Source organism: Streptomyces sp. NPDC033177 (genome assembly GCF_055577715.1).
The window spans coordinates 1-17,603 of record NZ_JBVIPS010000016.1 but is presented as its reverse complement, the minus strand read 5'-3'; the positions used below and the strand labels follow the sequence as shown (position 1 = coordinate 17,603).

Annotated in this window: 21 protein-coding genes; 9 read left to right on the top strand and 12 right to left on the bottom strand. The window is 72.3% G+C overall.

The genetic code is table 11. From position 1 onward, the window contains the following. Positions 1–24 precede the first annotated feature (24 nt). The 4 genes from ACZ5U5_RS39210 to ACZ5U5_RS39195 all read left to right on the top strand — a co-directional run bounded on the left by ACZ5U5_RS39210 (position 25) and on the right by ACZ5U5_RS39195 (position 3,046). Positions 25–1,032 carry a DEDDh family exonuclease gene (locus ACZ5U5_RS39210; protein ID WP_469031361.1) on the top strand — a complete coding sequence of 336 codons (1,008 nt, stop codon included), beginning with the start codon at positions 25–27 and terminating at the stop codon, positions 1,030–1,032. 90 nt (positions 1,033–1,122) lie between these two features. After that, on the top strand, positions 1,123–1,356 hold the full coding sequence (locus ACZ5U5_RS39205) for a hypothetical protein (RefSeq protein WP_135331724.1): 234 nt from the start codon (positions 1,123–1,125) through the stop codon (positions 1,354–1,356). Positions 1,357–1,453: 97 nt separating this feature from the next. Beyond that, the gene (locus tag ACZ5U5_RS39200) at positions 1,454–2,248 is read left to right on the top strand and encodes an SURF1 family cytochrome oxidase biogenesis protein (protein WP_469031423.1); all 795 of its coding nucleotides are present in this window, start codon (positions 1,454–1,456) and stop codon (positions 2,246–2,248) included. 42 nt (positions 2,249–2,290) lie between these two features. Beyond that, complete coding sequence (locus tag ACZ5U5_RS39195) at positions 2,291–3,046, top strand: SDR family oxidoreductase (RefSeq protein ID WP_469031359.1); 756 nt, start codon at positions 2,291–2,293, stop codon at positions 3,044–3,046. 13 nt (positions 3,047–3,059) lie between these two features. Here the strand turns inward: ACZ5U5_RS39195 and amaP are convergent, their stop codons facing one another. The 5 genes from amaP to ACZ5U5_RS39170 form a co-directional block, all read right to left on the bottom strand. Beyond that, positions 3,060–3,638, bottom strand: coding sequence for an alkaline shock response membrane anchor protein AmaP (gene amaP, locus ACZ5U5_RS39190; protein ID WP_469031358.1), 579 nt, complete (start codon positions 3,636–3,638; stop codon positions 3,060–3,062). A 5-nt stretch (positions 3,639–3,643) separates the two neighbouring features. Further along, positions 3,644–4,327 (bottom strand): DUF6286 domain-containing protein, encoded by a 684-nt coding sequence (locus ACZ5U5_RS39185; protein ID WP_469031357.1) that lies wholly within the window; start codon positions 4,325–4,327, stop codon positions 3,644–3,646. Next, a complete protein-coding gene (locus tag ACZ5U5_RS39180) occupies positions 4,324–4,668 on the bottom strand; it encodes an Asp23/Gls24 family envelope stress response protein (protein ID WP_363207947.1) in 345 nt (114 codons plus the stop codon). Before ACZ5U5_RS39180 ends, ACZ5U5_RS39185 begins: the two co-directional genes overlap by 4 nt. A 3-nt stretch (positions 4,669–4,671) precedes the next feature. Continuing rightward, complete coding sequence (locus ACZ5U5_RS39175; protein WP_249590721.1) at positions 4,672–4,860, bottom strand: hypothetical protein; 189 nt, start codon at positions 4,858–4,860, stop codon at positions 4,672–4,674. A 66-nt stretch (positions 4,861–4,926) separates the two neighbouring features. After that, positions 4,927–5,424 carry an Asp23/Gls24 family envelope stress response protein gene (locus ACZ5U5_RS39170; RefSeq protein ID WP_469031355.1) on the bottom strand — a complete coding sequence of 166 codons (498 nt, stop codon included), beginning with the start codon at positions 5,422–5,424 and terminating at the stop codon, positions 4,927–4,929. Between the two features lie 93 nt (positions 5,425–5,517). On the opposite strand from ACZ5U5_RS39170, the gene ACZ5U5_RS39165 reads away from it, so the two are divergent. Beyond that, positions 5,518–6,258, top strand: coding sequence for a nucleopolyhedrovirus P10 family protein (locus ACZ5U5_RS39165; RefSeq protein ID WP_469031354.1), 741 nt, complete (start codon positions 5,518–5,520; stop codon positions 6,256–6,258). Positions 6,259–6,263: 5 nt separating this feature from the next. Here the strand turns inward: ACZ5U5_RS39165 and ACZ5U5_RS39160 are convergent, their stop codons facing one another. The 4 genes from ACZ5U5_RS39160 to ACZ5U5_RS39145 form a co-directional block, all read right to left on the bottom strand. Then, positions 6,264–7,076: an enoyl-CoA hydratase/isomerase family protein gene (locus ACZ5U5_RS39160; RefSeq protein WP_363207950.1), complete on the bottom strand. Its 813-nt coding sequence runs from the start codon at positions 7,074–7,076 to the stop codon at positions 6,264–6,266. Positions 7,077–7,210: 134 nt separating this feature from the next. After that, positions 7,211–7,432, bottom strand: a complete 222-nt coding sequence (locus ACZ5U5_RS39155; protein ID WP_055550175.1) for a helix-turn-helix domain-containing protein — start codon at positions 7,430–7,432, stop codon at positions 7,211–7,213. A 383-nt stretch (positions 7,433–7,815) separates the two neighbouring features. Next, positions 7,816–9,414 (bottom strand): ABC-F family ATP-binding cassette domain-containing protein, encoded by a 1,599-nt coding sequence (locus tag ACZ5U5_RS39150; RefSeq protein ID WP_469031352.1) that lies wholly within the window; start codon positions 9,412–9,414, stop codon positions 7,816–7,818. Between the two features lie 95 nt (positions 9,415–9,509). Next, positions 9,510–10,295: a PQQ-binding-like beta-propeller repeat protein gene (locus ACZ5U5_RS39145; RefSeq protein ID WP_469031350.1), complete on the bottom strand. Its 786-nt coding sequence runs from the start codon at positions 10,293–10,295 to the stop codon at positions 9,510–9,512. A 264-nt stretch (positions 10,296–10,559) separates the two neighbouring features. Between ACZ5U5_RS39145 and ypfJ the strand changes: the two genes are divergently transcribed. Continuing rightward, positions 10,560–11,450, top strand: coding sequence for a KPN_02809 family neutral zinc metallopeptidase (gene ypfJ / locus ACZ5U5_RS39140; RefSeq protein WP_469031349.1), 891 nt, complete (start codon positions 10,560–10,562; stop codon positions 11,448–11,450). 4 nt (positions 11,451–11,454) lie between these two features. Here ypfJ and ACZ5U5_RS39135 read toward each other — a convergent pair whose 3' ends face one another. The 3 genes from ACZ5U5_RS39135 to ACZ5U5_RS39125 all read right to left on the bottom strand — a co-directional run bounded on the left by ACZ5U5_RS39135 (position 11,455) and on the right by ACZ5U5_RS39125 (position 14,894). Further along, entirely contained in the window at positions 11,455–12,900 is a 1,446-nt protein-coding gene (locus ACZ5U5_RS39135) for a hypothetical protein (RefSeq protein ID WP_469031348.1), read from the bottom strand. Between the two features lie 88 nt (positions 12,901–12,988). Further along, complete coding sequence (locus tag ACZ5U5_RS39130; RefSeq protein WP_469031347.1) at positions 12,989–14,125, bottom strand: alpha/beta hydrolase family protein; 1,137 nt, start codon at positions 14,123–14,125, stop codon at positions 12,989–12,991. A gap of 91 nt (positions 14,126–14,216) precedes the next feature. Next, positions 14,217–14,894, bottom strand: a complete 678-nt coding sequence (locus tag ACZ5U5_RS39125; RefSeq protein ID WP_469031346.1) for a class II aldolase/adducin family protein — start codon at positions 14,892–14,894, stop codon at positions 14,217–14,219. A 116-nt stretch (positions 14,895–15,010) separates the two neighbouring features. Between ACZ5U5_RS39125 and ACZ5U5_RS39120 the strand changes: the two genes are divergently transcribed. The 3 genes from ACZ5U5_RS39120 to ACZ5U5_RS39110 all read left to right on the top strand — a co-directional run bounded on the left by ACZ5U5_RS39120 (position 15,011) and on the right by ACZ5U5_RS39110 (position 17,478). Then, positions 15,011–15,751, top strand: coding sequence for a lysozyme (locus ACZ5U5_RS39120; protein ID WP_469031345.1), 741 nt, complete (start codon positions 15,011–15,013; stop codon positions 15,749–15,751). Positions 15,752–15,942: 191 nt separating this feature from the next. Continuing rightward, complete coding sequence (locus ACZ5U5_RS39115) at positions 15,943–17,217, top strand: inorganic phosphate transporter (RefSeq protein ID WP_469031344.1); 1,275 nt, start codon at positions 15,943–15,945, stop codon at positions 17,215–17,217. 12 nt (positions 17,218–17,229) lie between these two features. Then, complete coding sequence (locus tag ACZ5U5_RS39110) at positions 17,230–17,478, top strand: hypothetical protein (RefSeq protein ID WP_469031342.1); 249 nt, start codon at positions 17,230–17,232, stop codon at positions 17,476–17,478. The last annotated feature ends 125 nt before the right edge of the window (positions 17,479–17,603 follow it).

The window sequence follows — 17,603 nt, the reverse complement described above, 5'->3', positions numbered from 1 at the left end:
TCGTGGCCCGTATCCTCATGGACCATGCTCGAAGACCAGACGACCGCAGCGTCCGCAGCCACCTGGCCGGCCGCGTACCCAACGGGGTACGCGGTCGTCGACGTCGAGACCACCGGTCTCGCCCGCGACGACCGCATAGTGTCGGCTGCCGTCTACCGCGTGGACGCGCGGGGCGAGGTGGAGGACCACTGGTACACCCTGGTCAATCCCCAGCGCGACCCCGGGCCCGTGTGGATCCACGGTCTCACCAGCGCCCTCCTCGCGGACGCGCCGCTCTTCAAGGACGTCGCCGAGGAGTTCGCCTCGCGCCTGGCCGACCGCGTCCTGGTCGCGCACAACGCCGTCTTCGACTGGTCGATGATCGCCAGGGAGTACGCACGCGCCGAGCTCACCGCGCCCGTGCGCCAGCGCCTGTGCACCATCGCCCTCTCCAAGGAGCTGCGGCTCCCGCTGCCCAACCACAAGCTGGAGTCGCTCGCCGCGCACTTCGGGGTCGAGCAGCGCCACGCGCACAACGCCCTCGACGACGCGCGTGTGCTCGCCGAGGCCTTCCGCCCCAGCCTCAAGGCCGCGGCCACCGGCGGGGTGCGGCTGCCGCTCCTGGAGTGCCGTCCGCTCACCGAGTGGTCCGACGGCGCGCCCCGGATCGTCCGCCAGCCGGCCGGGCCCGGCTCCGCGGGTTCCTCGTACTCCTCGTACGGCCCGACGAGTTGGCGCCCCTCCCGCAAGCGGCCCGCCTGCCCCTACCCCAACCCAGGTCGGTATGAACCGGGCAAACAGCTCCAACAGGGCATGCGTGTCGCGTTCTCCGGCGACACCTCCGTCGAACGCGACCTCCTCGAGGACCGCGCGGTCGAGGCCGGGCTGCACATCGCGACGAGCGTGTCACGCCTGACCAGTCTGCTCGTCACGAACGACCCGGACTCGGGCACCTCGAAGACCGTGAAGGCACGGTCCTTCGGCACCCCAGTCATCGACGAGGCCGCGTTCGGCCAGCTCCTCCAGGACGTCGCCCCGGCGGCGGAGGGCTGAGCCGCCCGCGGGTGTCAGACGGGTGAATTGTCGGCCCGGCGCCCGCCTGCTTGCTCGCTTGCGGGCGCCTCGCGTCCCACCCTGTGGCGCATGGCACGTTGCGAGGTCTGCGGAAACGACTACGGCATGTCGTTCGAGGTGCACGCGCAAGGCGCGGTGCACGTCTTCGACTGCTTCTCCTGCGCCATTCACCGCATGGCGCCCATCTGTGAGCACTGCCGCTGCCGGATCATCGGCCAGGGCGTGGAGGCCGACGGGCAGTGGTACTGCGGTGCGCACTGCTCGCGGGCGGAGGGGCAGGTGGGCATCGTCGACAGGGTGTGACCCGGGCCCTCCCGAAAAGCCCCCCACGGCCCGCCCCGGCCCCGTTCCGGAGTACCCCACCCCCGTGCACCCCACGACCGAGTTGTACCGTCGTGGGGTGTACCGCTTCCTGTTGTCCCGGCAGTGGGTGATCCTCACCCTCATCGGCCTCGTTCTCATCCCCACGATGATCGAGCTGGGCTTCTGGCAGCTGCACCGCCACGAGCACCGCGTCGCGCAGAACGCGGAGATCTCCAAGGCCCTGGACGCCGAGCCAGTACCGGCCGAGCGGCTGACGTCGCCCGGTCACTCCGTCACGGACTCCGAGCGCTACCGCCGGGTGACCGCGCGTGGGACGTTCGACACGAAGGACGAGGTCGTCGTGCGGCGCCGCACGAACTCCGACGAGGAGATCGGCTTCCACGTCCTGACCCCGTTCGTCCTCGACGACGGCAAGGTCCTCCTCGTCAACCGTGGCTGGATCCCGGCGAACGGACCGCAGACCGCGTTCCCCAAGATCCCCGCCGCCCCCAAGGGCGAGATCACCGTCACCGGCCGCCTGATGGCCGACGAGACGTCCGCGCAGAGCGGCATCAAGGACGTCCAGGGCCTGCCGGACCGTCAGATCATGCTGATCAGCAGCGGCCAGCAGGCGCACAGCCTCGGCAAGGAAGTCCTCGGCGGCTACGTCGAGCTGACCTCGCCCGAGCCCGCCGACGGCTCCCCGCAGTTGATCGGCGAGCCGGAGCACGGCGACATCGGCCCGCACATGGCGTACGCCGTCCAGTGGTGGCTGTTCTGCTCGGGCGTGCCCATCGGCTGGGTGGTCCTGGTGCGCAGGGAGGTGCGGGACCGCCGCGCGGCTGCCGCGGAGACAGCGCCCGCTTCAGAGTCGACGCCGGCCGCCGTATAGCGGGCCTCGCGTTCCATGGCCGGGACGCGGCAGGATAGGGCCATGGATCTTGGACTGAAGGACCGCGTCTACGTCATCACCGGTGCCACCCGGGGCCTGGGCAACGCCGCCGCGCGTGCGCTGGTCGCGGACGGCGCGAAGGTACTGATCACCGGCCGGGACGAGAAGACCGTCGCCGAGGCGGCGACCGAGCTCGGCGGCAACGCACGGGGCATCGCGGCGGACAACGCCGATCCGGCCGTCGCGGGGCAGCTGATCGCCGCCGCGCGTGAGCACTTCGGCCGCTTCGACGGTGTGCTGATCAGTGTCGGCGGGCCCGCGCCCGGCTTCGCCGCCGACAACACGGACGAGCAGTGGACGTCAGCCTTCGAGTCCGTGTTCCTCGGGGCGGTACGCCTGGCCCGTTCCGCGGCCGCGGAGCTCGGCGAGGGAGGCGTCATCGGCTTCGTCCTCTCCGCCTCCGTGCACGAGCCGATCCCGGGACTCACCATCTCCAACGGGCTGCGGCCCGGCCTCGCGGGCTTCGCGAAGTCGCTCGCCGACGAGGTCGGCCCCCGGGGCATCCGCGTCGTGGGGCTGCTGCCGTCCCGTATCGACACGGACCGGGTGCGGCAGCTCGACGGTCTCTCCGCGGACCCCGAGGCGACGCGGGCGGGCCACGAGTCGCGCATCCCGCTGCGGCGTTACGGGACGCCGGAGGAGTTCGGACGCACGGCGGCCTTCTTCCTCTCGCCCGCGGCCTCCTACCTGACGGGCGTCATGCTGCCGGTGGACGGCGGGGCACGGCACGGGTTCTAGCCGCCGGGGCCCCTCAACTGACCCGCTCGGCCCGGTGCTTCACCGCCCGCAATTGCACCACCGCGGGCAGCCGGGCGAGCCCCGCCGAATCCCTCGCGTGCGCCAGCGCCTCCGTGGAGAGCCGGTGCAGCGCCTCGCCGGGCGTCGCCTGGGGCTCGAGGTGCAGCGACACCCGGGCCTCGGGGGCGTTGCGGCGGCCGGTCAGGAAGACCCCGGCCCGCTGCACGCCGTCAAGGGACTCCGCCTCCCCCACGAGTACGCCCTCCAGGGCCCGTCCCCGCAGCAGCGCGCCCTCGCCGTCCCCGGTCTCCACGAGCACCTCGGCCAGCCTGCGCCGCCGCAACTGCGCCACCAGCCACCACAGGGCGAGCAGCAGGAGCACCGCGAGCACGGCGATCACCGAGGGCCAGAACCAGCCCTCGTCCCGCCACCGCGACCGGTCCGCGTCGCTCAGCAGGACGTCACGCTTCCCGTCGTGGACCCACCACGACGGCGGCGAGGCCCCCAGCCCGACCGCGAGGACCGAGCCGCCCCCGATGACGAGCACCAGGCCCAGCAGGCCGAGCACCACACGGTTGACCGTCTTCAGCATCGCGCTCAGCCTTTCCTGCCGGGCCGTGCCACCCGGACGGTGAGCGCGGGGCCGCGGGCGAGGCCCAGGTCCCGGATGCCGTCGGCCAGCGTGGCGTCCAAGTCGCTTCGTACGTCGTCGAGTTCGCGGAAGTGCGAGACCGCGTGCACGTCCACCTTCGAGCGCGTCATGCGGACCCGCACCGACTGCACCCCTGACACGTCCATCGCCCGGTCCCGCAGCACCATCGCGGCGGCGCCCCGGTGCAGCCCCGCCCGCACGTCCGCGTCCTCGCGCCGCATGGCGAGGATCGCCCGCAGCCCGGGTGTCGCGGCGAGCACGAGCAGCCAGATCCCGGCGGCCGCGGCGACCCCGGCGCCGATGAGGACCGCCGTGTCGTCCAGGGGCCGCTCGCCGAGTTCGCGGGAGAGGTCGCGCCGCCAGCTCATGGCCGAGTGCCCGGCACGCACCGCCGCGATGTCGTACAGCAAAAGCCCCGCGCCGCCGAGGATCAACAGGGCGAGGACGGCGGCGGGCACGCGCCGCGGTGACCAGAAGCGGGTCGCCTTCGTCTCGTCGACCAGGGTGGGCGGGGGGTCGTAGGCCGCCGCGGAGGCCGACTGGTCGAGTTCACTCTCGGCGCGTTCGACGACGGGCAGCGGCTGCGTGCCGCCGCCGCCTGCGCCCTGGGGCCCCTGAGCCTCGCTCATCGCGTCCTTCCCTGCGCCGCCGCGCGCACGTGTGCCGAGTGCAGCCGCTCGACCTGGACCGCGACCTCGGGCACTTCCATCCCCGCCAACGCCTTTACCCGCTGGGCGACTTGGCGACGCACCGCGCCGCACTGCCCGCCGATGTCCGAGGGGTAGTCCAGCTCGACGCTGACCCGGACGCGGGCGACGTCATGGCGCACGGTGACGGTCGCGTGCGGCGGCGAGCAGTCCGCGGGCAGTTCCGTCAGCGCCTCGCGTGCCGCCTGCGCCGCGATCTTCGCGACGACCCGGTCGGCGATCTGGGTCGCGCCGCGTTCCCCGGGCCCGACCTGTGCCGCCACGGCTCACCGCCGCCGGTCGTCGCCACGGGTACGGAAGAAGTCGCCGAGCTCCAGGTCCCCCTCGAGGAACCGGCCCGCGACAAACCCTATGGCGCCCAACGCGGCCACCAGCAAGAACGCCCCGAACCCGCCGAAGTACCCGGCGAAGCCGAGCGCCATTCCGGCCACCATGCCGATCACGGCCATGCTCATCGTGCGCTCCTTAGCAAGACGCGGCTGGGGTGGGGATTGTCCCGTATGGGGTTGCGTACGGGGAGGTCACTGAAGGCGGCCTTGTTGCTCATCGTCTTCCTCGTCGTCCGGGAGCTTCACATCGCTCACGGCGATGTTGACCTCGACGACCTCGAGCCCGGTCATCCGCTCGACCGCCCCGATGACGTTCTCCCGCACATCGCGCGCGACGTCCGCGATCGGTACCCCGTACTCGACGACGATCTCCAGGTCGAGTGCCGTCTGCACCTCACCGACCTCGGCCTTCACGCCGCGCGACACGGACTTGGAGCTCGAACCGCCGGGCACCCGGTCGCGTACGGCCCCGAAGGTCCTGGAGAGGCCGCCGCCCATCGCGTGCACGCCGTCCACATCGCGTGCCGCGAGCCCGGCGATCTTCTCGACCACGCCGTCCGCGATGGTGGTACGCCCACGGGAAGCGGGGTCGCCGCCGCCCTTCCTGGTCGTGCTCTTCCCCGCTGCCTCGTCCGAAGCCCCCTTCTCAAGGGTCTCCCCAGGCCGGTTCCGCTGTCCGATGTCACTCATCGCCGTGTGTCCCTTTCGAACGGGGATCTACTCCTTCGTCCACACTAAGTGCGGTTACGTCCTCGCGCGCCAGGGATGGGGCAGGCTGGGGTCATGACGGGTGACGGATGGACCGAGGCGGTACGGCGGCAGCTCGGCCTGGGGCGGGTTCTCCCCCTGGGCGGTCCGGGTGACGGCTCCTGGCTGACCGAGGCGTGCGCGGACGGAGTACTGCGCCATGCGGCGGAGGGGGTGAGCGGCGTACGTCTGGGAACCCTGCGGCTGGCTCTCGCCGATCCGTCGCGGGCGGCCACTCCGGTTGTGCCCGCGCCGCCGAGCGCGCTGCCGCCGGGGCCGCTGCGGATCACGGCGGAGTTCGCGGCCGAGACGGGCGAGCCGCTTCCCGCGGCGGCGGACCGGCTCCGGACGGCGCTGTTCACGGCGGCCGGTGAGCGGCTCGGCCTGGTGGTCGCGGAGGTGGACCTCAGCGTGACGACGCTGCTCGACGCGGGGCAGGCGCCTGTGGAGGTGCCGAGGGAGCCGGGGAAGATGCCGCCGGACGGGGCACAGTCGGCCCCCGGAAGCGGCGAAGAGGCACGCGTGGCGAGCGCCGCCCTCGAAGTCCCGGGCGTACGGCGGCTGACCGCCGCCCTCGGCGGGTACGGCCGCGCCGTTCACCTGGAGGAGTCCCGGGCCGCGGCGGACGCATCCCTGCCGCGTCGTCACGCGCGCGTGGAGCTGGCCACGGACCGCGAACACCGCGCCCTCGACGTGGCGCTCGCGGTCCGCACGGCGGTCGGTTCCGCGCTGCAGGACCATCCTTCGGTGACGGTCCTGGTCACCGCGGTGGAGTGACGGCGTCAGTCGCCGAGCCCCGCCAGGTCCCGCAGGCGGCGTCCCTGCGCGGCACGCTCGGCGGTGCGCTGCTCCTCGTACGTACGACCGGCGACGCCCTGCAGGAGGGCCTTGGTCTCGATGACGGCGTCGCGCGGCGCGGTGAGCAGCGCGGCCGCCAGGTCGCTCACGGACGCGTCGAGCTGGTCGGCGGGCACGACAAGGTTGGCCAGGCCCACGCGCTCGGCCTCGGGGGCGTGGACGAACCGCCCGGTGGCGCAGATCTCCAGCGCGCGGGCGTAGCCGACGAGACCCACGAGGGGGTGCGTGCCGGTGAGGTCGGGCACCAGGCCCAGGCTGGTCTCGCGCATGGCGAACTGCACGTCGTCCGCGGCGATCCGCAGGTCACAGGCGAGCGCGAGCTGGAAGCCCGCACCGATGGCATGCCCCTGGACGGCGGCGATGGACACGATGTCACTGCGCCGCCACCAGGTGAACGCCTCCTGGTATTCGGCGATCGTCGCGTCGAGGACGTCGTCGTCGCCGCGCGCCAAGTCGATGAAGGACGGCTCACCGTCGAAGCCCTCGGGCGTGAACGCCTGTCGGTCGAGGCCCGCGGAGAAGGACTTGCCCTCACCGCGGAGCACGACGACACGGACACTGCCCGGCAACATCCGGCCTGCCTCGGCCAACGCCCTCCACAGCGCGGGAGATTGGGCGTTGCGCTTGGCCGGGTTGGCCAGCGTCACCGTGGCGACGGCCTCGTCGACAGTCAGGCGTACGCCGTCCTTGTCGAGTACCGGTGCGGATCCGCCGAGTTCACTGCCGGGCGAAACCATGGGAGCCTCCGATGGTGGTGTGCAGTCGGTGCGGGCGCGCGGACGCGCCCGTAAGTGACTGCACAGTAACCACCCGGCCGATCAGGCGATCGGCCGGGTGGCCACCGTCGAAGCCGGTGAACCGCCCGCAGCCGTCAGCCGGCTGCGGCCTTCTTGCCTCGCGTAGCCCCGCCGCGTCCCCGCAGCGTGACTCCGGATTCGCTGAGCATGCGGTGCACAAAGCCGTACGAACGGCCCGTCTCCTCAGCCAGCGCCCGGATGCTCGCACCGCCGTCGTACTTCTTCTTCAGGTCTGCCGCGAGCTTGTCACGCGCGGCGCCGGTTACCCGGCTGCCCTTCTTCAGAGTCTCGGCCACCCGTGCCTCCTCATAGGAAGTGCGCTCTGGACTTCTCATGATCACCCCTCCCGGGCTTCCTGGCCACCCATTCGGCAAGGTCCGTACGACGAGGTTTCCCGCCGGGGAAGGCGGCACCACGAGCGGAATGAACGATTCCGCGTAGGGAATTCCGTGCCGCCGAATGGGTTGTGGACCGAAGTGCCAGGTCAGCGCGTTGGCAGGAGAGAGCCATATCCGATTCCCCGCCCGCCGCGGAAATCCGTGTATCCCACACTTCGGTACGAGGAGACCTCACACAGATGAAGGATCACGGCTCGGCCGAATGATCCATACGCTGTGGATCAGTTATTCGATCAACCCAGGTGGACGCCAGGACGGCACAGGCCGCCGCCCCGCCCGGATCAGGCGAGCGCGACCAGATCCGCGTAGTCCTGGCCCCACAGGTCCTCGATGCCGTCGGGCAGCAGGATGATCCGCTCCGGCTGGAGCGCGTCCACCGCGCCCTCGTCGTGCGTGACGAGGACGACCGCGCCCTTGTAGGTGCGAAGCGCGCCGAGGATCTCCTCGCGGCTCGCCGGGTCGAGGTTGTTCGTGGGCTCATCGAGGAGCAGCACGTTGGCGGAGGAGACCACCAGGGTGGCGAGCGCCAGACGGGTCTTCTCGCCGCCGGACAGGACGCCCGCGGGCTTGTCGACGTCGTCGCCGGAGAAGAGGAACGAACCGAGCGTCTTGCGCACCGCCACGAGGTCGAGGTCGGGCGCGGCCGAGCGCATGTTCTCCAGGACCGTGCGCTCGGGGTCAAGGGTCTCGTGCTCCTGGGCGTAGTAGCCGAGCTTGAGACCGTGGCCCTCGATGACCTGACCGGTGTCGGGCTTCTCGGCGCCGCCGAGGAGCCGCAGGAGCGTGGTCTTGCCCGCGCCGTTGAGGCCGAGGATGACCACGCGCGAGCCCTTGTCGATGGCGAGGTCGACGTCCGTGAAGATCTCCAGGGAGCCGTACGACTTCGAGAGACCCTCGGCCATCAGCGGGGTCTTGCCGCAGGGCGAGGGGTCCGGGAAGCGCAGCTTCGCGACCTTGTCGCTCTGGCGCACCTCGTCCAGACCGGCGAGGAGCTTGTCGGCGCGCTTGGCCATGTTCTGCGCGGCGACGGTCTTGGTAGCCTTGGCCCGCATCTTGTCGGCCTGCGAGTGGAGCTGGGAGGCCTTCTTCTCGGCGTTCTGCCGCTCGCGCTTGCGGCGCTTCTCGTCCGACTCGCGCTGCTGCTGGTAGAGCCGCCAGCCCATGTTGTAGACGTCGATCTGGGCGCGGTTGGCGTCCAGGTAGAAGACCTTGTTCACGACCGTCTCGACCAGGTCGACGTCGTGGGAGATCACGATGAAGCCGCCGCGGTAGGACTTGAGGTAGTCCCTGAGCCAGACGATGGAGTCGGCGTCGAGGTGGTTCGTCGGCTCGTCGAGGAGCAGGGTGTCGGCGTCCGAGAAGAGGATGCGGGCCAGCTCGACGCGGCGGCGCTGACCACCGGAGAGCGTGTGCAGGGGCTGGCCGAGCACGCGGTCGGGGAGGCTGAGCGCGGCGGCGATGGTGGCGGCCTCGGCCTCGGCGGCGTACCCGCCCTTGGTGAGGAACTCCGTCTCCTGGCGCTCGTACTGCTTCATCGCCTTGTCGCGCGTGCCGCCCGAGCCGGTGGCGATGCGCTGTTCGTTCTCGCGCATCTTGCGGATGAGGGTGTCGAGGCCGCGGGCGGAGAGGATGCGGTCGCGGGCGAGCACGTCCAGGTCGCCGGTGCGCGGGTCCTGCGGGAGATAGCCGACCTCGCCGGAGCGGCTGATCGTGCCGCCGGCCGGGGTGCCCTCACCGGCGAGGCACTTGGTGAGCGTGGTCTTGCCCGCTCCGTTGCGGCCCACCAGGCCGATGCGGTCGCCCTTGGCGATACGGAAGGTGGCGTTCTCGATGAGGATGCGGGCGCCGGCGCGCAGCTCGATGCCGGAAGCGGTGATCACGGACAGACTCCTGGGCAGGGGTGGGTTCGGACGGCGGAAAGACTGAAGGCGATCACGCCGTCTAGTGCACGAGGAGAATGGCCATGCGGCCAATTCTAACGGGGCGGTGCAACCGCTTTTCCTGCCCGGGTGCGTCCGTCGTCCGAGGCGCCGCCCGGCAGCTCGTTGCCCAGGGGCGTGCGCCGGGGCACGATCCGGCCGAGGTCGTCCACGGCGATCAGCTGCGAGGTCCACGGTGTTCCGGCGTCGCCGCAGGGCTGGGCGACCATCAGGGCCTGCCCGCGGCGCGCGGAGCGGGCGGGCTCGAAGGCGCAGCCGCCCTGCGCGGGCAGTACCCAGCGCAGGTCGCCGTCGGCGGTGCGGTAGGCGGCGATGCGCTGCGGGGTGACGACGGCGAGCATGCGGCCGCGGGGATCGAGCGGCTGGAGGACCCCGGCGGCGCCCCGGGCGGCGGGAGAGCCCAGCCAGGGTGCGCTGCCGGGGATGGCGCGGTGCCAGCGGACGGCGCTGCCGTCGGCGCGTGCGGTGTCGGTGACCATGCCGTCGCTCCAGAGCGCGACGGCATGCCCGGGGACGGGAAGCAGCGCGAGCGGCCGTTCCCCCTCACGGCTGTACGTCCAGCGGGGGTGCCCGGTCGCCGGGTCGTACGCCCGGACCGCGCGGCCCTTGGTGCGGAGCTCGGGGGCCGGTGCGCCGCCGTCGACGCGCGCGTGGACGGTGAGGTGGTCTCCGTAGGGGGCGGGTCGCGAGTGGTGGGCGGCGGTGATGAGCGGCAGGGCCAGCAGGCCGAGGACCACCGGGAGGGCGAGGCGGGAGCCACGGCGGGCGGGCGCCGGTCTCACGGGTTCGGATCCGGACACCTCGAACGGCACTACGGACACGACGCCCCCCTCTTCGGCACATCTGCCGCTCTTCGGCACATCCGCCGGTACCTCTGCCCATGGGACAGGCGCAGAGCGTAGCGGCGGTGTCACCGTGCGGCCCCGGGCGGCGGCGGCGACACGACGCACCGAGCGGCGAGGGTCCCCCGTTCGGACCCCCGTCCGACGCCGCGCAGAGTGGGTCATATCAGGATGAAGACGCCGACATCTCGGCACAGGGCGGCGCGACGCCGTCCCGGATGCGAGGCAGAGGGTGGTGCGCCCATGCAGTTCGACGACGACGCCAATCTGGACACGTCCGAGGTACAGGACGTGCGCGGCAGCCGGGTCCCCGGCGGCAAGGCGACGGTCGGCGGCGGCATCGCGGGGCTGATCGCGCTGGTCCTCGGCCTGCTCTTCGGGGTCGGCCCGGATCAGCTCGGCCTCTCCTCGGGCAACGAGGAGCCCGTCGCCACCTCCTCGTCCCTCGCGCAGGTGCAGCAGAGCTGCCGTACGGGGGAGGACGCGAACACCAAGGGCGACTGCCGCATGGTCGCCGTGGTCAACAGCGTCCAGGACTACTGGCGCCCCGAGTTCCAGCGCAGGAAGGGGTCCTACTCCCCCGCGCCGACCGTCCTCTACACCAGCCGCGTGGGCACGGCCTGTGGCGCCGCGTCGTCGGCGGTCGGCCCCTTCTACTGCCCCGGCGACCGCAAGGTCTATCTGGACCTGGGCTTCTTCGACGAGCTGCGGACCAAGTTCGGCTCCAGCGGCGGCCCGTTCGCGCAGGCGTACGTCGTGGCGCACGAGTACGGGCACCACGTGCAGAACCTGATGGGGACGCTGCAGCGCTCCCAGGACGGGCGTACGGGACAGAACAGCAACGCCGTGAAGGTGGAGCTGCAGGCCGACTGCTACGCGGGCGTCTGGGCGCGGCACGCGACCCGCACCCCCGACGACCGGACGGGCAAGCCGCTGATCACCAGCCTCACCGACGCGGACATCCGCGAGGGCCTGGACGCGGCGGCCGCCGTGGGCGACGACCGCATCCAGGAGAAGTTCCAGGGCCGGGTCACCCCCGAGTCCTGGACGCACGGCTCGGCCGAGCAGCGCCAGCAGTGGTTCTACCAGGGCTACCGGACCGGCGACATGGCGCAGTGCAACACCTTCCGGTGAGCTGCTACACCCCGCCGGTGTGCACCTGGAAGGCCGCGCGCCGCACGGCCTTGGCGAGCGCCGGGTCGGGGTGGGCGGCGGCCAGCGCGACCAGGACCTGGACCGTGCGGGGGTGGCCGATGCGGCGCACCTCGTCCAGGAGCGCGGGCACCGTGGGCTGCTCCGCGGACTCCAGGTGGCGTACGAGGAGGTGGGTCTCCCCGTGGTCGGCGACGGCCGCGGCGGTGTCGACCCACAGCCACGTCGACTCCTCCCGCGTCAGGACGAGGTGGACGTCCTCGGGGTCGGCGCCCTCCTGCTCGGCGAGCCAGATCAGGGCGTAGGGCCGCAGCGGGGTCTCGTCCACGACGGCCCGCACCTCCGCCTCGGCCGGGGCGCCGACCACCCGCAGGGCCTCGAAGGCGAGGCCGCGCAGCAGAGCGTCCTCGCCGCGGGCGGCCTCCAGGAGCTCGGCGACGGCGCTGCCGACGGGCCGGGCCGCGAGCCAAGCGCGGTACTCGGAGCGGGCCGCGTTCGGGCGCAGGCGGGCGCAGCCTCGGAGCATGTCCTCGGCGGCCTGCTCGATGTTGCCCGCCGGGCTCTGCGCGGCCACGCAGATCTGCTCCAGCTTGACCCAGACCGCCCAGCTGCCGAGCGGCGTGAGCGTGGCCTGCCCTTCGGCGTACGTCAGCGCGCCGACGGCGGCCAGGCCGTTCAGCGCCCAGTCCAGGAGGGTGGCGAGGGCCGGGGTCTCGGCAGGGTCGACCGGCTCGGGCTGCGGGCCGTACGGGATCTCGCAGCGTTCCGTGCGCAGTTCGGTCACGCGCTGGTCGAGGAGGTCGAGGAGCTGCGGGACGGGCACGGGGCCCGCGGAGAGCTGCAGCAGGGTGAGGAGCTGCGGCATGGCCTCGACGGTCTCGGCCACAGTGGCGGGCGCCGGTTCGCGCGATGCCGCGTGCGTGAGCGACCAGGCGTCGAAGAGGGCGACCCAGCCGCGCAGTACCGCGGCGTCGTCACGGTCCCAGGCGCGCAGCCGCCAGCCGGGGCGCGCGCTGTCGCCGTGCACCTCGATCAGGCCGGCGAGCCGTGCGGTGTCCCAGTCGGCGCGCACCTGATCCGGGGTCAGCGCCAGTTCGGCGGCGGCGCGTTCGGCGGTGGCGGCGGAGAGGGTGCCCTTGCCGTCGGGCGTCGGCCCGCCGCGCCTTGGCCCCGGGCGCAGGGACGCGTCGGCCCAGCGCGCGACCCGCACGGCGTCGGCGAGGTGATTGCGTGCCATCCGGGCCAGCTCGCCGGGGGCGGGCGTGCCCTCGGGTGGCCGGGGCGCGGGACGGCGCGCGTGCTGCTGCGTCACTGCGCCGGGGGCGGTCAGGGGTCGCGCTGTGCCGCGCTCCACCCCCGCTCGCCTCTCGGCCCTGGGGGACTGAGCGCGGACGAGTCGGAGCCTTGAGTCGCGCGGGATACGGGACGTCACGGGAGCAGTCTTCCTGTTGACGGTCCGAAAACCCAAACGGAATGCTTGCGCAAGGCTCCGGAGCGCTGCGTCGGGGGGCTCTCGCGCGCTACATGAGGGGCGTGAGGAAGCGCCGCAGCGCCTCTTCGTAGCCCGCAGGGTCGGCGTTCCACATGGCTCCGTGGGGCGCATCCGGAACGGTGTGGAGAGTGACCAGCTCCGGTCGCCTCTCGGCCAGTTGACGGGAGAGCCCCCAGGGGGCGATCACGTCGTCGGGGCCATGGAAGAGGAGCGTGGGGACCTTGAGAACCGCCGGGTCGGCGGCCTCCAGGATGCGGTCGCCGCGCAGGCCCGTGCGGCCCTGGGCGGCGCGCACCGCGAGCGGCAGGAGGGGGCCCGGCGTGCGGCGGGCCCCCGCGAGCGCCCGCAGGGTGGTCTCCCAGTTCAGCACCGGGGAGTCGAGGACGAGCCCGCTGATCCGGTCGCGCAGGGCGGAGTACGCGGCGGCGTGCAGCGCCATGGCACCGCCGGTGGACCAGCCGTGCAGGATCACGTTCCGGGCTCCGTTGCGCACGGCGTAGCGGATGGCGGCGTCCAGGTCGCGCCACTCGGTCTCGCCGAGGTGGCCGAGGCCGTCCGGGGAGCGGGGCGCGCCGAGGTCACCCCGGTAGGCGAGGTCGAGCACCGGGAACTGCTGGTGGTGCAGGAAATCCATGACGACCATGGGGTGCTCGCGGGTGGTGCCGAGGCCGTGCACGGTGATCACCCAGGTGTCCCGGGTGCCCGGCACGAACCAGGCGGGCAGGCCGCCGAGTTCGCCGGGAATGTCGACGTCCGCGTGGTCGATGTCCAGGGCGGCGTGCGGGTCGCCGATGTGGACCTGCGGGGTGAGCCAGACCTTCGCCCCCGGTTCCAGGGAGCCGTGCGTGACGCGCTCGAGGCGGCGTACGACGGTGTCCGCCGCGTGCGGAGCCGCGTCCAGGACGGGGCCGATCACGGCATGGCTGCCGTTGCCGCTGAGGCCGTACGTGCCGGGGCGCAGGCTCGCGAGGGCGCGGGTCAGGGTGATCTGGCCGGCGGCCGTGGAGTGGACGGTGAGGCGGGGCTCGGTGGGCAGCGGGCGGCCGGGGGGTGCCTTCAGGGCCGCGTTGCTGGCGAACCGGCCCGCGGCGACGGCGGCTGCGCCGCCCACGAGGGCGGTGGTGACGGCGGTGACGGCCGTTGCCGTCGCTTTGGCTTGGCGCACCTGCCCAGTGTCCGGCCCTGGCCCGCCTTGGGCCAGTGGGCGGGGCCCCCAGGGTGAAGTCACTTGCTCCGCGGAGCCCCACGGCGATACGTCACCGTTGGCCGTAGCCCCGCAGCCTGTCCTCCACCTCCCTCAGCTGTCCCGTGGACAGGAGGGTCGGGGCGTGGCCAGGGACGGAGCTTGCCGTGAGCCAGAGGCGGGACATCCACTCCAGCTGCGCCGTGCGGTCGTACGCCTGGTCCAGGGTGTCTCCGTAGGTGACGGTCCCGTGGTTCTGCAGCAGGCAGCCCGAGCGGTCCCTGAGGGCGCGGAGCATGTTCTCGGCCAACTCGTCCGAGCCGTACGGCGCGTACCGGGCGACGCGGACCGGGCCGCCGAGCGCGGCCGTCATGTAGTGGATGGGCGGGAGCTCAGGGACCAGGGTGGAGACGGCGGTGGCGTGCACCGCGTGGGTGTGGACCACGGCTCCGGCGTACGTGGTGCGGTAGACGGCGAGGTGCATGGGCAGTTCGCTGGTCGGGGCGAGGTCACCGAAGAGCTGGTTGCCGTCCGTGTCGACACCGACGGCGTTCCGGGGGGTCAGGCGGTCGTACGGCACGCCGCTCGGGGTGACCAGGATCGTGCCGCCGACGCGTACCGAGACGTTGCCCGACGTGCCGACGACCAGGCCGTCCGTCACGGTCCTGCGGGCCGCCGCCACCAGCTCGCCCCATGCCCGCTCGATCGCGTCCCGCCGGTCCTCGCCCCGCTCTTCCCGCTGCTCCGTCATGCCGTGATCCTGCCAGCAGCGGGGCCGACACGGGTTGGCCCGCGGTCGGCCGGTGTCGAACGATCTTCCACTAGCCTCTGGGTGATTTGTCCTGCACGTCGCCATCCGGGGGAAACATGGCCCGTGACCGCACACCGTCCCTCCGTCGCGCCCGCGTCATCGCGGCCTCCGTGACGGCTCTGACCCTCGGGAGTGCCACCCTCGCCGAGATTCCGGTTTCGGCCGCGGGCAAGCCGAGAGGGCACGACGTCTCCTCGCACCAGAAGAACGTCGACTGGCAGCAGGCCAGGAACAAGGGCGCGCAGTTCGTCTACGTGAAGGCCACCGAGTCCCACACGTACCGCAGCCCCTACTTCCGGCAGCAGTACGACGGCTCCCGCGCGGCGGGCATCCTCCGTGGCGCGTACCACTTCGCCCTGCCGGACAAGTCCTCGGGCAAGAGGCAGGCCGCGTACTTCATGGACCACGGAGGGCGCTGGCGGGCGGACGGCCGGACGCTGCCACCCGCGCTCGACATCGAGCACAATCCGTACGGCTCACGGAAGTGCTACGGCCTCGGCAGCGCCCGCATGGTCGACTGGATCAAGGCCTTCAGCGGCGAGGTGCAGCGGCAGACGGGCCGGCGCCCGGTGATCTACACGACCACCAAGTGGTGGAACGCCTGCACGGGCGGCAGCCGGGCCTTCGGATCGGACCACGCGCTGTGGCTGGCGCGCTGGGCGTCGACGCCGGGGGCGCTGCCCAAGGGCTGGTCGTACCTGACCATCTGGCAGCACGACAAAGCCGGCGCGCTGCCGGGTGATCAGAATCTCTTCAACGGCTCGGCGAACACGTTGAAAAGCTTCGCCCGTGGGTAGCCGGGCACCTCGGGAAGCCCTGATTCCGGGCCTTGTGACGCTCCTCCGGGCGATCTTCGCCGGCGCCCCGGAAGAACCGGAGTGGCGGTGCCCCGCATTGGGTCACCGTACGGCCCGGCCCAGTTCACTTTCCGTTCACTCAGCTTGCCTACGTTCCACTTGCCACTGACGTCCAACAGAAGCCTGGGTAAATGGAACACATCACGCTTCTCCTCGGGATCGTGATCGTTACCGCTCTCGTGTTCGACTTCACGAACGGTTTCCACGACACGGCCAACGCGATGGCGACCACCATCTCGACTGGCGCTCTCAAGCCCAAGACGGCGGTGGCCATGTCCGCCGTGCTGAATCTCGTCGGCGCTTTCCTCTCCGTCGAGGTCGCCAAGACGATCTCCGGAGGGATCGTCAACGAGGACGGACTGAAGACAGAGGTGATCTTCGCGGCGCTCGTCGGCGCGATCCTCTGGAATCTGCTGACCTGGCTGGTGGGCCTGCCCTCCAGTTCCTCCCACGCACTCTTCGGCGGCCTCATCGGCGCCGCGGTCATGTCGATGGGCTGGTCGTCGATCGACGGCGGCACCGTCGTCACCAAGATCCTGCTCCCCGCGATCGCCGCGCCCCTCGTGGCCGGTCTCGCCGCGACGCTGGCCACGCGCCTGACGTACCGCATCGGGCGCAACACCGAGACCAAGGCCACCGCCAAGGGCTACCGCGTCGGTCAGATCGCCTCCGCGGGCCTCGTCTCGCTGGCCCACGGCACGAACGACGCGCAGAAGACCATGGGCATCATCACGCTCGCCCTGGTCACCGGCGGTGTCCTGAACCCGGGCTCCAACCCCCCGATGTGGGTCATCGTCTCGGCCGGTGTCGCCATCGCGCTCGGCACCTACCTCGGCGGCTGGCGCATCATCCGCACCATGGGCAAGGGCCTCACCGACCTCCAGCCGCAGCAGGGCTTCGCCGCCCAGACCAGCGCCGCGACGGTCATCCTGGCCTCCTCGCACCTGGGCTTCTCGCTCTCCACCACCCAGTCCTGCTCCGGCGCCGTGATGGGCGCGGGCCTCGGCCGCAAGGGCGGCGTCGTCCGCTGGTCCACGGCGACCCGCATGTTCATCGCCTGGGGCCTGACGCTGCCGGCCGCCGGTCTGGTCGGCGCGGGCGCGGAGTTCCTCACCAAGCAGGGCCCCTGGGGCGTCGCGGTGACCGCCGCGCTCCTCGTGGCGGGCTCGGCCGTGATCTGGGTGCTGTCCCGGCGCAACGCCGTCGACCACACGAACGTCGCCGACGACGAGATCGGCGGCCCCTCCGTCGACGAGCCCGTGGGCGTCGTGACCAACGCGATGGCCGCCGTCACACCGCCCCCCACCGGGTCGGCCGTGGCGAGCGCGGACATCGACTTCGTCAAGGCCACCATCGCGGCCCCGACCAGCACCGCGGCGGACCCCGCCCGGCCCGCCACGGTGTAAGGAAGAGTCAGCATGGACATCGACTGGGCAGCTCTCGGCACCGTCTTCGGAGTCAGCCTCGCGGTGACGGTGGCCCTGGTGGGCCTGTTCACCCTCGGCATCGTCGGCCTCTCCAAGCACGAGGCGGCCATGTCCGGCGCCTCCGCGTCCGGCGCCTCATCGGCTGCGGGCGGGGCGGCGGCGGCACGCGTGGGCGCGTACGTGTGCTTCGCGCTCTGCGCGGCGGCCGTGACGTACGGGATCTATCTGATCGTCGCCTGACAACCGGGCTTCAAGGTGGGGTGGGGGGGGGGTTTTTGGTGCCTCCCCCCCCCCCCCCCCCCCCCCTCCCCCCCCCCCCCCCCCCCCCCCCCCCCCCCCCCCCCCACCCCAAAAACCCCCCGATC